This is a genomic window from Curtobacterium sp. ODYSSEY 48 V2 (assembly GCF_023712625.1).
GTDB lineage: Bacteria > Actinomycetota > Actinomycetes > Actinomycetales > Microbacteriaceae > Curtobacterium.
Window position 1 is genome coordinate 95299 of sequence record NZ_JAMAXX010000008.1, and the last position, 12878, is coordinate 108176.

Below are 12878 nucleotides of genomic sequence, written 5' to 3' on the forward strand. Positions count from 1 at the left end.
GGCCCTGAATGGGCACGTGGGCGATACCAGACTCGAACTGATGACCTCTTCGGTGTGAACGAAGCGCGCTACCAACTGCGCCAATCGCCCCCTGCACTTGCGTGCCAGTCGATAGTAGCGGACGTTCGGGCCTGCACCGAACACGGCGCGTCACCCGGGTGTGGCGCGGGTGCCCTCGGTGCCTGGTGCCTGGTGCGTCGTGCTCGTGCGTGGTGCGAGTGTGTGGTGCTCGTGCTGATGCGTGCTGGCGCCGGGTGAGAACGGGCGTACCTGATGGGAACGGGCGTACCTGGTGCTCCGCGACGACCAGGTACGCCCGTTTCCACAGTGCACTGCGGCCGTCATGGGAAAGAACGGGCACTCGAAAAGCCCCGCGATCCGCATGAACGCGGGGGACACGCCCGGTGAACGAGGAGGATTTTGGCGGAAGGCGTCCGGTTCGTATAGAGTTCTTCTCGTCGCCGCGACAGCGGAGAGACAGGAGCGGCCCTCGGGTCGCCGAAATGCGGATGTGGCGCAGTGGTAGCGCATCACCTTGCCAAGGTGAGGGTCGCGAGTTCGAATCTCGTCATCCGCTCGAGTGTGGGAGTCCCCGGACGACCACGACTCACCAGAGGGTATCCCACCGTTCGGGTACTCACGGAGACGTGAACCTCGATGGTGGGGTGGCCGAGAGGCTAGGCAGCGGCCTGCAAAGCCGTCCACGCGGGTTCGAATCCCGTCCCCACCTCCAGCAACACCCTCCAAGATCCTGCACGACCCTGGTCAGCAGATCTCTGGGCGATTGGCGCAGCGGTAGCGCGCTTCCCTGACACGGAAGAGGTCACTGGTTCGATCCCAGTATCGCCCACCATCTGAGAACCCCCGCTTCGGCGGGGGTTTTCTCGTTCCGGCGGTCGGATCACGGGATCCCGACGACGGCCGTCCGTCGCCCGTGGCGATCGTCCACGTGGTGGCCGTCGCCGACCGGTAGCTGCGCGGCGACGGTGTTCGACTGTCCGTCCGTGGACCGCCGGACCGCCGGAGCGCGGCGAGTGCCTGACGGTCCTGCCTGCTCACTCCGAACCGACCTGCGTACAGTGGGCGCACGAGGGGGAGCACATGGGGGAGATCCGGCGCGACGAAGCGGCGGCCGGCACGACGACGAGAGACGGGTCGAGGACACAGCGCACCGCCTTGCTCGGTCCGACCACGGCACTCGTCCTGCTCGTGCTCACCGGCTGCGTGAGCACGGCACCGCGCGGCTCCGAGGTGGACGCGGCGACCGCGAAGCGGTCGATCATCGATCTCGTCGAGCGGTCGACGTCCGCGGTCGGTGGCGACTGGACGGTCTACCGTGGCCCGGCGGTCGAGCCGTGCGGACAGGACGTCGGGGATCGCGTCCGGTACGTCTACATCGCGGAACGAGCCGGCTCCACCACCGGGCGGCAGCGTGACGTCGAAGCCGTGCGTGCGGTGTGGGAGGACGCGGGCACGGACGTGGTCGACACGGACACGGGTGGCGCAGGCACGCGGGTCGGCATCCGCGGGACCAGCGGTCCGGTGACCTCCATCGGTCTCGATGCGGGGCCGGATCGGTACAGCATGTCCGGGGTCAGCGTGTGCGCGCCCGGGAACGCCTCGGAGCTGCGGGACGACGAGTTCGGGGACGAACGGTGAGTCGCGGGACGAGCTGGATCGCCGTGCTCGTCGTGACCGCAGCGGTCCTCACGGCGTGCAGCGCCGACCCCGGCGGATCCGGGACGGATGCGTCCCACGCGAAGCGGTCGATCGTCGACGTGGTCGAGCACACCACGGAGTCGATCGGCGGGGACTGGAGCGTGTACAGCGGCCCGGCGGCGGAGCACTGCGAACGTGCCGGCGCTGCGCCCGGAGCTCGCTGGAGCTACGTCGTCGAGCGGACGGCTCCGGACGGAGTGGACCCGGCCGCTGACGTCGAACGGGTCGAGCAGGAGTGGAACGAACTCGAGATCACCACCGAGCGCTTCGCGAGCGGATCGGCGGACCCCCTGCTCGGCGTCCGCGGTGCCGGAGGGCCCGTGACGTCGATCGGGTTCGACGCCTTCCCCCAGCGCTACAGCGTGACCGCGGAGTCGACCTGCTTCGACGGGAGCGTCGCGGAACTCCGGGGAGCGGGGAGATCGTGACCGATGACCGGCGGACCTACCGGATCGTCTCCCGCATCGGCTTCACCGCTGCTCCGGCGATGTTCTTCCTGCCGCTCCTCGTCCCGATGTTCTCCGGCGGCTACCGGTCGTGGCCGATCGTCTGCATGACGGCGGCGTTCGCGGTGCTCGTCTCCGCGTCCTCGTTCGCCGCCATGGCGAGCACGCCACCTGACGGGAACCCCGGGGCGCACCAGCTGTGGGCGATCCCGGTCGCCGTCGTCGCCCTGCTGCCCGGGGCGGTCCTCTCCTCCGGGCTGTACCTGACGGTGGTCGCCCTGCTGAGCCAGACGGCTGCGACAGCGCCGGGCTGACGGAAGACGCCCGCCTGACAGGACACGCCAGCCCGACGACGGGCGCGGACGGTGCTCGTCAGACCGGACGGTAGATCGCGATCGGGGGAGCGGACGGGTCGCCGTCGTCGTGCGCGTCGCCCGTGGCGAGCCAGGTGCGACCCTCGTGCTCGATGGTCGTCGGCAGGTTGCCGTGCACGAGGATGCGGACGGCCGGCGAGTCGCCGTCGATCAGGTCCACACCGTGTGCCTCGGTGCCACCGGGGTTGTCGTGCACGTAGCTCATGCCCCGAGTGAACCCGGTCGGCCTGGGAGTCCGGGACCGTCCGGCCGCTCGCAGGGTTCGGGTCGCCGCGATCGGCCGGACGAGGGGTGGGTGGCCCCCGGCGCCCTGCCCGGACGGACTCGGGGCACCGAGGAAGCATCCGGAGCCGACGGCGGCTCGGATCGGTCGGCGTCCGAGGCTTGCGGTTTCCCGCAATCCCGCACCCGACGGCGATCGACGGTGCGTGCGACGCGCCCGGCTGCGCCGTGGATCTCGGTCGCGGGAACGGTTCGGGGTAGAGTGTGTGTGTACGCGGATGTGGCGCAGTGGTAGCGCATCACCTTGCCAAGGTGAGGGTCGCGAGTTCGAATCTCGTCATCCGCTCGGAACACGAAGGCCCTGGTCACCGACCAGGGCCTTCGTCGTCTCAGGCCCGGTCTCCTCGGAGAACCGGGACGACCAGGACTGTCACGCGCCGCCGAAGCGCTCTGCTCGGACGTCGGACAGGTCGTGGCCGAGCTCGCCGAGCCACCGCAGCACCTGCTCGACGAACGGGGTCGACCCGCAGACGTAGACGAGCGCTCCGGACCCGGGCGGCAGGACGGCCCGATCGAGTCGCTCCTGTGTGAGACGCCCCACGGGTTCGTCGGACCCCTCCGGAGCGCGTCGGCTGTACACGTGCGTGACCTCGAGCGGCGCGGCCGCGCGCAGGGCGTCCGCGAGCTCCTCGCGGAAGAACACGTCCTCCGGCGTGCGGGTGGCGTACAGCAGCCGGAACGGCGTCCGGTCGGCGGCCTCGGCGTGCGCGGTGACCATCGGGAGCAGCGGGACGATGCCCGACCCGCCGGCGATCAGCTGCACGGGCCTCGTCGACGCACCGGGCCGCCACACGAACCACCCGCCGAGGGGCCCGTGCACGTCGAGGGCGTCGCCGACCTCGATCGCGTCGACCAGGAACGGGGAGACCTCGCCGCCCTCGACCCGGTCGACCGCGAGCGTCACCCGGGTGCCCGCACCGGACGAGGCGATCGAGTAGGAGCGCGACGCCTGGTAGCCGTCCTCGGCGGTGAGGCGCAGGTCGAGGTGCTGCCCCGGGTCGTTGCCCGGCCAGGTCGGGACGTCGAGGACGATGCGGCGCGCGACCGGGGTCTCCGGTGCGACGGAGGCGACCGTGGCGGCGTGCCAGGCCGGCCGTCTGCGGGCGGGGGCCGACGCGCTCGGGGCGGTCCGCGCCTCCAGGCCGTCGACGGGGGAGGGACCGCTCACCAGTACCGCTCCTCCTTCCAGGGGTCGCCGTGCATGTTGTAGCCGGCGTTCTCCCAGAAGCCCGGCTCGTCCTCGGCCTGCATGACGATGCCGCGCACCCACTTCGCGCTCTTCCAGAAGTACAGGTGGGGCACGAGCAGGCGGGCCGGGCCACCGTGCTCGGGGGTGAGGGGCGCGCCGTCGGCCTCGAAGGCGATCCACGACCGTCCACCGAGCAGCTCGGCGCGTGGCACGTTCGTCGTGTAGCCCCCGAAGCTGTGCACCGTGCAGAAGTCGAGCGAGGTCTCGACGTCCGCGAACAGGCGGTCGAGGGAGACGCCACGCCAGGGCATGTCGAGCTTCGTCCAGTGGGTGACGCAGTGGATGTCGACGGTGACGTCCTCGACGCCGAGGGCGTGCACCTCGTCCCAGGTCCAGGTGCGGAGCCCCGTCTCGGTGCGGATGGAGAAGCTCCAGTCGGCCGGCTCGATGTCGGGGGTGGCCCCGGCGGAGAGTACCGGCCAGTCGCGCACGAGGGTCTGTCCGGGCGGGATGCGCGGGTCGTCGCGGTCGTCGCGGCGGCCGCCGAAGCCCCGGGTGAACGTCGCCATGGAAGCTCCTCGTCTCGGTGCGGCGGCTTCCCGCCTTCCCGCTCGGTCCGGCGCTCCCGCGGACCCGCCGTGTAACGGATCGGTAAACACTGGAGCGCGTCGTCACCAGCGTACCGATGCCCTCGGATCGGTGCGCCCACGGGCATCGAGGGGGCGCCGAGCGGCCGTCGGGCCGAGGAGCGGGGCTCGCGCTCCGAGCCGGCTCCCTCTATCGTTCACCGGAACGATTACCAGGAGGGGTCACCCCGAATGCAACCCATCGTCCACGACGACCGCGACGTCCGCGGTCCCAGCCGGCGCACACTGCTGACCGGTGCCGCCGGGCTGGCCGGGCTCGGCCTGCTCACGCTCACCGGGTGCAGCTCCGGCGCGGCAGCCGGCACCGCGGCGCTGCCCGAGGCCGCCGCGACCGGCGCGACCCGAGCGGGGGGACGGCTCCGGGTGGCACGCCCCGCTGCCTCCGCCGCGGAGACACTCGACTCGGCCAGCTCGCTGTCCGCCTACGAGTACCTCGGCGCCCTGTACAACCGGCTGGTCAGGCTCGACGAGCAGGGGACGACCGTGCCCGACCTGGCCGAGGAGTGGTCCGCGAACGCCGACGGCACCGAGTGGACGTTCCGTCTCCGGCGTGGCGTGCGCTTCCACGACGGCGCACGGTTCACCGCGGACGACGCGATCGCGAGCATCCGGCACATCCTCGACGAGGCGACCGCGTCGCCGCAGGCCGGGGTCCTCGGTGAGGTCATGGACACCTCGTCGATGACCGCGGTCGACCCGTACACGCTCCGGTTCGCGCTCACGAAGCCGAACGCCGAGTTCCCGTCGCTGCTCACCGCCTACCAGTGCTACATCGTGCCGGCGGGCGCCGTCGCGGACATCGGCCGGACGGGCATCGGCACCGGTCCCTTCCGCCTCTCGTCCTTCACGCCCGCCGGTGCCGGGAGCGTCGAGGCGTTCGAGGACCACTTCGCGGGCCGCCCGACGCTCGACGGCATCGACTTCTTCTCCGTCCAGGACACCACCGCGCGCGTCAACGCCCTGCTCGCGGGCCAGGTCGACCTCATCTCGCAGACGAACCTCGACTTCGCCACCGCCCGGGTCGTCGCGGCCTCGGACCGCGCGACGATCGCCCGCTCCACGAACGCGCAGTGGTACACGATCCCGATGCTCGCGACGAGCGACGAGTTCGCCGACCCGAGGGTCCGACAGGCGATGAAGCTCGCGTACGATCCGCGGACGATCGTCGACACGGCCCTGCAGGGCACGGGGGCGCCCGGCTGGGACAACCCGGTGCCGCCGCAGCTCGCCGCCTTCGTCGACGAGCACCGCGAACACGACCCGGACAAGGCGCGCGCACTGCTCCGGGCCGCCGGTGCCGAGGGACTCCGCACGTCCATCTACACGTCGTCCTACGAGTCGGTCTTCACCCCGATGGCGGTGGCCTACCGCGACGCGGTCGCCGACGCCGGCATCCGGCTGACGATCCGGAACGCGAGCGCCGACTCCTACTACACCCAGATCTGGATACAGAAGCCGCTCATGGTGAGCTACTGGTTCACCGGGCGACCGATCGACCAGCTGCTCAACCAGATCTTCCGCACCGGATCCTCCTACAACGAGAGCGCCTGGTCGAACCCGACCTTCGACACGCTCCTCGACGACGCCCGCGCCGAGATGGACGACGCGAAGCGCCGGACGCTCTACCAGGACGCCCAGCGGCTCGTCGTCGAGGACGGCGCCGACATGACCCCGATGTTCGGGGACCGCCTGGTCGGGCTGTCCCGCGACGTCGTCAACTACTCGGAGTACGGCTTCGAGTTCGACTGGCTCCGGATCGGACTGCGCCGATGAACGTCCTCGTCCCCGCCCTCCGTCGACTCGGCATCGCCGTGCTGACGGTGGTCCTCGCGTCACTGTTCGTGTTCCTCGCGGTGCAGGCGCTGCCCGGCGACGTCGCGCAGCAGCTGCTCGGGCAGAACGCGACGCCCGAGGCGGTCCAGCAGCTCCGGGCGACCCTCGGGCTCGACGAGAACGTCTGGCTCCGGTACCTGCAGTGGCTCGCCGGCGCCGCACACGGCGACTTCGGTACGTCGCTCGTCAGCGGCGAGCCGGTGGCGCCGACGCTCCTCACGGCGTTCCGGAACAGCATGCTCATCGCCCTCCCGGCGATGCTGGTCGGCGTGACGCTGTCGCTCGCGCTCGGCGTGCTCGCGGGTGTCCGCCGCGGTCGTGCGACCGACCGGGTCGTCTCGACCGTCAGCCTCCTCGTGATGAGCGTCCCCGAGTTCATGGTCGCGACCGTCCTCGTGCTGCTGTTCGCGATCGGCCTGCCGGTGTTCCCGGCCGTCGTGCTCCGCGGGAGCGACGCCACCGTCGCGGAACTCCTGCCGACCGTCTGGCTGCCGATCGTCGTGCTGACGCTCGCGATGGCGGCCTACATCCTCCGCACCGCGCGCTCGTCGACCATCGACGTGATGGCGTCCGAGTTCGTGACCACCGCCGAGCTCAAGGGCCTGACGATGCGCAGGGTGGTGTGGAAGCACGCACTGCCGAGCGCGCTGCTGCCCACGCTCAACGTCATCGCGCTCAACGTCGCCTGGCTGCTCGGCGGGGTGGTGGTCGTGGAGAACGTCTTCAACTACCCGGGCATGGGCAAGCTCATGCTCGAGTCGGTCTCGAACCGCGACCTGCCGACCATCGAGGCGATCGCGCTGCTGAGCGCCCTCGTCTACGTCGTCTGCAACCTCGCGGCCGACCTCGTCGCCCTCGCACTCGACCCGAAGCTCCGCACGCGGCAACGCCGCACCCGGACCCGCCCGGTCCGGAGCACACGGAAGGCCCACGCATGACCGCCGTCGCCCCACGCTCGCGGAGCGTCCTCGGTGCGGCCGTCGCACCGTTCCGCAGCTCGACGGCACTCGGCGTCGGCCTCGCGTTCATCGCCCTGCACCTCGTGCTGGCGGTGCTCGCGCCCGTCATCGCCGGACACGACCCCGTCGCGACGGACGCCACGGACGTGCTCGCCGGCCCGAGTTGGGCCCACTGGCTCGGCACGGACCAGTACGGACGCGACCTGCTGTCGCGCACGCTCAACGGCGGCCGGTACGCGCTCCTCGTGACCTTCCTCGCCACCACCATCGCCGTCGCCGTCGGTACCGTGGTCGGCTGCGTCACGGCGTACGCGGACAACTGGTTCGACGAGGTCGTCATGCGCGTGGTCGACGCGCTGCTCAGCGTGCCCTCGATCCTCGCGCTCCTCGTCGTCGTGACCGTCTTCGACGCCGGACTCTGGGTCATCGTGCTCGCGGTGACCGTCGTCTACGCACCCGCCGTCACCCGCGTCGTCCGTGGTGCCGCGCGGACGGTGATCACGCAGGACTACGTCACCGCGGCCCGCGCCCGCGGCGAGCGCGCCGTGTCGATCGTGTTCCGTGAGATCCTGCCGAACGTGCTCGACGTCGTCCTCGTCGAGTTCGCCATGCGGGCGTCCTGGATCGTCCTGCTCGTCGCGTCGCTGTCCTTCCTCGGCTTCGGGGCGAACCCACCGACGCCCGACTGGGGGCTCATGGTGCAGGAGAACCGGACGGCGCTGACCGTGGTGCCGCTCGGCACCCTCGCGCCGATCGTGGCGCTGGCGACGCTCGTCGTCGGCCTCAACCTCGCCGCCGACGGGCTGGCCAAGTCGCTCGGCGTCGACCGCGCACAGCAGGGAGCGGGCGCATGACCGACCAGCAGACCGTCCACCGCCCGCAGGCGGGGGAGCCCGAGCAGCGGCCGCTCGTGCGCGTCGAGGACCTCGCCGTGTCCTACGCCGCCGGGCGTCGCACGGTGCCCGTCGTACGCGGCGTGTCCTTCAGCGTCGCCGCTGGTCGCACGCTCGGCCTCGTCGGTGAGTCGGGCAGCGGCAAGTCCACCGTGGCCCGCACCCTGCTCGCACACCTGCGCGCCGGGTCGCGCATCACCGACGGCCGCGTCCTCGTCGACGGTCAGGACGTCTTCGCCCTCTCGGCCGCGGGGCGTCGGGCGCTGCGGGGCGGGACGGCCTCGGTGGTGGCGCAGAACGCCGGGCAGGCGCTCACCCCGTCGATGCGCGTCGGGGAACAGGTCCGCGAGGCCCTGCGCGCACACGGCGAGCCCGACGGGCCCGACCGCGTCGTGGAGCTCCTGCGGCTCGTCCGGCTCCCCGACCCCGACACCATCGTCCGGCGCTTCCCGCACCAGCTCTCCGGTGGGCAGCAGCAGCGCGTCGCCATCGCCATGGCGGTCGCCGCGCGCCCGCGCGTCCTGGTGCTCGACGAACCGACGACCGCGCTGGACGTGGTCACGCAGGCGGCCGTCCTCGACCTCGTCGCCGATCTGGGCCGCGAGCTCGGCATGGCCGTGCTGCTCGTGAGCCACGACCTCGGGGTGGTGTCCGCGATGGCGGACGAGATCGCCGTCATGCGCGCCGGTGAGGTCGTCGAGCACGCCGCGACGGCGGCGCTCTTCGCCGCGCCGCAGCACGAGTACACCCGCGCGTTGCTCGCCGCGGTACCGGACGGCCGACGGCCGGAGCAGCGACGGCCGGAGCAGCGACGGCCGGAGCAGCGCCGGACGGGAGGCGCGGACCGCCCCCGGCGCGACGCGCGCGTCCCCGGGACGGTCGCCGACACCGCGACCGGCAGCGCGCCTCCCGGGTCGCCGGTCGAGCCGGCGGTCGAGCGCCCCGTCGTCGACGCCCAGGACCTGGTGGTCCGGTACCGACGCGGCCTGCCGGCCGCCGTCGACGGTGTCTCGTTCGCCATCGCGCCGCGCGAGACCCTCGCGGTCGTGGGGGAGTCGGGCAGCGGGAAGTCCACGCTCGCGACGACCCTCGCCGGCCTCGTGCCCGCCGAGTCGGGCTCGTTCACCTACGACGACGGCACGGTGCGCGGTGACCTCCGCGAACCGGTCGCGGCGCGGTCGCAGGAGCTCCGACGTGCCGTGCAGCTCGTGTTCCAGAACGCCGACACCTCGCTCAACCCCCGTCGCACCGTCGGTGCCGCCGTCGGTCGGCCGCTCCGGCTGTTCACCGGGAGCTCCTCGCGGGCGCGCGTCGGCGAACTCCTCACGCAGGTCGGACTCGGCCCGGAGTACGCCGACCGGCTGCCGGCGCAGCTGTCCGGCGGACAACGGCAGCGCGTGGGCATCGCCCGCGCTCTGGCAGCCGAGCCCCGGCTCGTGATCGCCGACGAGATCACCACGGCGCTGGACGTGCAGGTCCAGGCCGGCATCCTCGCGCTGCTCGACGACCTCCGCCGCGAGCGCGGGCTGAGCTGCCTGTTCATCAGCCACGACCTCGCCGTCGTGCGGGGCGTCGCCGACCGGGTGGCGGTGATGACCGGCGGGCGCATCGTCGAGGTCGGTCCGACCGAGCGCGTCTTCACCGGGACGAACCACCCGTACACGCGCACCCTGCTGCGGGCGACGCTCGAACCGGGGCAGACCGAGCTCCCCGACGTCGGCGACGGCGTGCAGCGCTGGCGGGACGCCCCGGGCTGGACGGACCACGGCGACGGACACCGCACGAGGAACTGGGAGGACGCATGAGCACCCCGCACCTGACCGCGATCGGTCCCGACCCGCGGCTGCCCGAGGGCGTCACGGTCCGGGACGAGTGGATCCCGATGCCCGACGGCGTCCGGCTGCACGCGCGCACCTGGGCTCCCGCCGACCCCGACGGACCGCTGCCGGTGCTCCTGGAGTACCTGCCGTACCGGCTCGACGACTGGACCGCCCCCCGCGACTCCGAACGGCACCCCTGGTACGCGCAGCACGGGTACGCGTCGGTCCGGGTCGACATCCGCGGCACGGGGTCGTCGGACGGCTTCTTCGACGACGAGTACAGCGAGCAGGAGCTCCGTGACGGCGAGGCGGTCATAGCGTGGCTCGCCGCGCAGCCGTGGTCCTCGGGTGCGGTCGGGATGTTCGGCATCTCGTGGGGTGGCTTCAACGCGCTGCAGCTCGCCGCACGGGCCCCGGCGGCCCTGCGGGCGATCGTCACGGTGTGCTCGACCGACGACCGGTACGACAACGACGTGCACTACGTCGGCGGTGCGGTCCTCGGCATCGACATGACGGCCTGGGGCGCCACCATGTTCGCCTTCAACTCGCGACCGCCGCGTCCCGAGGTCGTCGGGCCGGACTGGGTCGACCGGTGGCGGGCACGGCTGGACCGGAACCGGCCGATGACCCCCGTGTGGCTGTCGCACCAGGAGCGCGACGACTACTGGCGGCACGGCAGCGCGGGTGAGGACCACTCGGCGATCCGGGCAGCGGTGCTCGCGGTCGGCGGGTGGGCGGACCCCTACCGGGACGCCGTGCTCCGCCTGGTGGAGCACGTCGACGCACCGGTGAAGGGCATCGTCGGTCCGTGGTCGCACCAGTACCCGGACCGCGGTCTCGCGCCGGGGCCGTCCATCGGGTTCCTGCAGGAGACGCTCCGGTGGTGGGACCGGTGGCTGAAGGACGTCGACACCGGGGTCGAGGGCGACCCGGCCCTCCGCGCCTGGATCAACGAGGGCGAGGCCCCCGCCACCCACTACGCCGAGCGCCGGGGCCGGTGGGTCGCCGCCGAGGCCTGGCCGTCGACCGCCTCCGCCGACCGCACGGTCCCCCTCGACCTGCTGCGCGGTGGTGGGGACGGCCCGGTGGTCGTGCGGTCGCCGCAGCACACCGGTGTCGACGCCGGTCGGTTCTTCCCGTTCGGCAACGCCACCGACCTGCCGCCGGACCAGCGCGCCGAGGACGGCCGCTCGGTGTGCTTCGACCTGCCCGTCGACGAGGCGTTCGACGTCCTCGGCAACGTCACGGTGCGCCTCACCGTGACGAGCGACCTCCCGCGGGCGACGCTCACGGTCCGGCTGTGCGACGTCGCGCCGGACGGGTCCTCCACACTCGTGACCCGCGGCGTGTGCAACGCCGCGAAGCGGGCCGGAGCCGACCGTGCCGACCCGCTCGAGCCCGGCGTGCCGACCGAGCTGGACGTCCGGCTCGTCTCGACCGGACACCGCTTCGCCGCGGGCCACCGGGTGCGGCTCGCGGTGTCCTCGTCGTACTGGCCCTGGGTCTGGCCGCACGGTGCCGCGGCGACCGTGACGCTCGACCCGGCGGCGTCGTCCGTCACCCTGCCCACGTGGGCGAGGGCGACGGACGACGGTGTGCGGTTCGAGGAGCCGGTCCGGTCGACCCCGCTCGCGATCGAGCGGACCTCGCCCGTCGACCCGCTGCCGCAGCGGACCGTCACGCACGACGTGGAGACGGGGGAGTGGACCCTCGACGTCGACCCGGGGTACGGCGGCGGCCGCGTCTACCCGGACGGGCTCGTCTTCACCGAGGACGCGCGCGAGACGTACCGGATCCGACAGGACGACCCGACGAGCGCTCGTGCCACCTCGCGCTGGGCGATCGGTCTCGAACAGCCGGAGTGGGCAGCACGGGTCGAGACGACGTCGGACGTGACCGCGACGGCCGACGCCTTCCACCTGGTGAACACCGTGCGCGCCTGGGCCCGCGACGGCGCGACCGGAGCGCCCGAGGTGCTCGTCGCCGAGCACACCTTCACCGACGAGGTCCCGAGGACGTCGGCGTGACCGGGGCCTCCCGCGTCCGGCAGCGTCCGGAGGTGCGCCGGGCGATGATCGTCGACGCGGCGCGCGCGGTCATCGTGCAGCGCGGCGTCGGCGCGACGGGCCTCCGCGACATCGCGGCGGCGGCGGACGTGTCGGTCGGCACGGTGACCTACCACTTCGGCAGCGTCGCGGAGATCCTCAACGAGGTCGTCGTGCTCGAGACGGAGCGCTTCTACGGTGCGATCGTCGCCGCGGTGGACGCCGAGCCGGACCCCGTGGTCGGACTCCGGATGCTCGTCGGACCACTGTTCGGCGACACCGAGCAGGTCCGGCAGCACTGGCGCATCTGGTCGGACTACTGGACCGCCGTCGCCCGACGGCCGGAGGTCGCAGCGGAGTACGCCGAACGGATCCGCGTGTGGGAGGCGTGCCTCGTCCGTGTGGTCGAGCGTGGGCTCGCCGACGGCGTGTTCCACACCGAGGACGGCCCGGAGGTCGTGGCGCTGCGACTCGCGGCCTACAGCGACGGTGTCGCGACGCAGATCGCGCAGGGCGTCCCGACCCTCACCAACGCGGTCGCGCTCGCGTGGATGTGGCGGTTCCTGTCCCAGGAGCTGGGGATCGACGCGGCGACGATCGCGGGCGCGGGGCAGGGGACCCCCGACGAGGGCTGACGTGCCCCGGTCCTGCTCCGCCGGAGCGGGTCAGCG

12 protein-coding genes and 5 tRNA genes are annotated in these 12878 nt (G+C 72.5%); 13 read left to right on the forward strand and 4 right to left on the reverse strand.

Features of this window, described 5'->3' with window-relative positions; genetic code table 11:
* Positions 1–17 precede the first annotated feature (17 nt).
* Positions 18–90, reverse strand: a tRNA-Val gene (locus M3666_RS13200).
* Positions 91–505: 415 nt separating this feature from the next.
* Between M3666_RS13200 and M3666_RS13205 the strand changes: the two genes are divergently transcribed.
* The 6 genes from M3666_RS13205 to M3666_RS13230 all read left to right on the forward strand — a co-directional run bounded on the left by M3666_RS13205 (position 506) and on the right by M3666_RS13230 (position 2479).
* Positions 506–577, forward strand: a tRNA-Gly gene (locus M3666_RS13205).
* An 82-nt stretch (positions 578–659) separates the two neighbouring features.
* Positions 660–733 (forward strand) — tRNA-Cys (locus tag M3666_RS13210).
* Between the two features lie 45 nt (positions 734–778).
* Positions 779–853, forward strand: a tRNA-Val gene (locus tag M3666_RS13215).
* 248 nt (positions 854–1101) lie between these two features.
* Positions 1102–1659: a hypothetical protein gene (locus tag M3666_RS13220; RefSeq protein ID WP_251155461.1), complete on the forward strand. Its 558-nt coding sequence runs from the start codon at positions 1102–1104 to the stop codon at positions 1657–1659.
* Positions 1656–2147 carry a hypothetical protein gene (locus M3666_RS13225; protein ID WP_066654219.1) on the forward strand — a complete coding sequence of 164 codons (492 nt, stop codon included), beginning with the start codon at positions 1656–1658 and terminating at the stop codon, positions 2145–2147. Before M3666_RS13220 ends, M3666_RS13225 begins: the two co-directional genes overlap by 4 nt.
* Complete coding sequence (locus M3666_RS13230; protein WP_251155462.1) at positions 2144–2479, forward strand: hypothetical protein; 336 nt, start codon at positions 2144–2146, stop codon at positions 2477–2479. Before M3666_RS13225 ends, M3666_RS13230 begins: the two co-directional genes overlap by 4 nt.
* Positions 2480–2537: 58 nt before the next feature.
* Here the strand turns inward: M3666_RS13230 and M3666_RS13235 are convergent, their stop codons facing one another.
* On the reverse strand, positions 2538–2744 hold the full coding sequence (locus tag M3666_RS13235; RefSeq protein ID WP_066654223.1) for a hypothetical protein: 207 nt from the start codon (positions 2742–2744) through the stop codon (positions 2538–2540).
* A gap of 291 nt (positions 2745–3035) precedes the next feature.
* On the opposite strand from M3666_RS13235, the gene M3666_RS13240 reads away from it, so the two are divergent.
* Positions 3036–3107, forward strand: a tRNA-Gly gene (locus M3666_RS13240).
* Between the two features lie 84 nt (positions 3108–3191).
* On the opposite strand, the gene M3666_RS13245 is transcribed toward M3666_RS13240, so the two are convergent.
* Together M3666_RS13245 and M3666_RS13250 are read right to left on the reverse strand one after the other, a co-directional pair.
* Complete coding sequence (locus tag M3666_RS13245) at positions 3192–3989, reverse strand: FAD-binding oxidoreductase (protein WP_235426589.1); 798 nt, start codon at positions 3987–3989, stop codon at positions 3192–3194.
* Positions 3986–4579 carry a molybdopterin-dependent oxidoreductase gene (locus tag M3666_RS13250; protein WP_066654225.1) on the reverse strand — a complete coding sequence of 198 codons (594 nt, stop codon included), beginning with the start codon at positions 4577–4579 and terminating at the stop codon, positions 3986–3988. Before M3666_RS13250 ends, M3666_RS13245 begins: the two co-directional genes overlap by 4 nt.
* A 249-nt stretch (positions 4580–4828) precedes the next feature.
* Here M3666_RS13250 and M3666_RS13255 point away from each other — a divergent pair, with 249 nt between their 5' ends.
* The 6 genes from M3666_RS13255 to M3666_RS13280 are packed head-to-tail and all read left to right on the forward strand — an operon-like array spanning position 4829 to position 12842.
* Positions 4829–6430: an ABC transporter substrate-binding protein gene (locus M3666_RS13255; RefSeq protein ID WP_251155463.1), complete on the forward strand. Its 1602-nt coding sequence runs from the start codon at positions 4829–4831 to the stop codon at positions 6428–6430.
* Positions 6427–7428 (forward strand): ABC transporter permease, encoded by a 1002-nt coding sequence (locus M3666_RS13260; RefSeq protein WP_209682659.1) that lies wholly within the window; start codon positions 6427–6429, stop codon positions 7426–7428. The genes M3666_RS13255 and M3666_RS13260 overlap by 4 nt, the downstream gene beginning before the upstream one ends.
* The gene (locus M3666_RS13265; protein WP_251155464.1) at positions 7425–8303 is read left to right on the forward strand and encodes an ABC transporter permease; all 879 of its coding nucleotides are present in this window, start codon (positions 7425–7427) and stop codon (positions 8301–8303) included. Before M3666_RS13260 ends, M3666_RS13265 begins: the two co-directional genes overlap by 4 nt.
* A complete protein-coding gene (locus M3666_RS13270) occupies positions 8300–10147 on the forward strand; it encodes an ABC transporter ATP-binding protein (protein ID WP_251155465.1) in 1848 nt (615 codons plus the stop codon). Before M3666_RS13265 ends, M3666_RS13270 begins: the two co-directional genes overlap by 4 nt.
* Entirely contained in the window at positions 10144–12189 is a 2046-nt protein-coding gene (locus tag M3666_RS13275) for a CocE/NonD family hydrolase (RefSeq protein WP_251155466.1), read from the forward strand. Before M3666_RS13270 ends, M3666_RS13275 begins: the two co-directional genes overlap by 4 nt.
* Entirely contained in the window at positions 12186–12842 is a 657-nt protein-coding gene (locus M3666_RS13280; protein ID WP_066654237.1) for a TetR/AcrR family transcriptional regulator, read from the forward strand. Before M3666_RS13275 ends, M3666_RS13280 begins: the two co-directional genes overlap by 4 nt.
* Positions 12843–12878 lie beyond the last annotated feature (36 nt).